General features: G+C 74.3%; 1 protein-coding gene. It reads left to right on the top strand.

What is annotated here, in order from left to right; translation table 11 throughout:
- On the top strand, positions 1-1,118 hold a 1,118-nt coding region (locus tag C5B96_RS16940), incomplete at its 5' end, for a class I SAM-dependent methyltransferase (protein WP_104246527.1).
- Between the last annotated feature and the right edge of the window lie 87 nt (positions 1,119-1,205).

A 1,205-nucleotide genomic window follows, 5' to 3' on the forward strand; every position in this document is an offset into this window, starting at 1 on the left:
CCTCCACAGCACCCGGCGCCGCCTTCGCCGGCTCAGCCCCCGCCGCTCTGACCCACCCCGCCCCGGCCGCCGGCACGCACACGCTGCTCGTCTGCCCCTGGCGCGGCGACGGCCACCGCGACCACCGCGTCGTCGGCGAGGTCTGCGCCGCACTGGCCGCCGCAATGGCCGCCGCACCCGCACCCGCCGCCGGGCCCGCGGGCGGTACCGTCCGCCTCGTGGAGTACCCGATCTGGCTGTGGCACTGGGGCGCGCCGAGCGCCGCCGCCGGGGCGGAGACCGCCGCCCCCTGGAGTTCGTTCACCGCCCTGCCCGTGCCCCGCGACATCCGTGCCGCCAAGCTCGCCGCAATCGCCGCCCACCGTTCGCAGACCGCGCCGCTCTCCTCCTCTCCCGGAGACGAGGCGCTGCTGAACCCCACCTTCCTGCAGAACTTCGACCACGACCGGGAGGTCTTCATCGTGTCCGAGAGTCCCCAGCACCGCGGCCCGGAGAAGCGCACCCCGCAGCTCACCGCCGACTACTTCGACGACACCTACGCCCGCCACGACGACCCCTGGGGCTTCACCGACCGCTGGTACGAAGAACGGAAGCGCGCCGTCACCCTCGCCGCCCTCCCCCGCGCGCATTTCGAGAACACTTTCGAGATCGGATGCTCGATCGGCGTTCTCACCGCCCAGCTCGCGCCCCGCACAGACCGGCTGCTCGGTGTCGACATCGCCCCCGCGGCGATCGAGCGCGCCCGCCAGCGCCTGGCCACCGACCCGCACGTCGAACTCGCGGTGCTGGATGTCGCCGAGACCTTCCCCGCCGGCGCCGGGCCGTTCGACCTCATTCTGCTCTCGGAAGTCGGCTACTACTTCGACGAGGCCACCCTCCGCCGCGTGCTCGACGGGGTCGCGGCATCCCTCCGGCCCGACGGCGTGTTCGTCGCGTGCCACTGGCGGCACCCGGTCGCCGACTACCTCCAGTCCGGCGATGGCGTGCACCGCGTGATCGCCGAGGTGGCGGCCACCGCCGGCTGGACCCGGTCGGCCCACCACCTCGAGGAGGACTTCGTGCTCGACGTCTTCGCCCCCGACGCTCGGTCGGTCGCCGGGCAGACGGGCCTGCTGTGACGCTGGAACGGGCAGCCTGCGACGCACACGCACCCGCACCCGCACCCGCACACGGTGCACCCGGCGCACCCGCCCACGGCGCACCCG

Source organism: Subtercola sp. Z020 (genome assembly GCF_002931235.1).
Taxonomy (GTDB): Bacteria; Actinomycetota; Actinomycetes; order Actinomycetales; family Microbacteriaceae; genus Subtercola.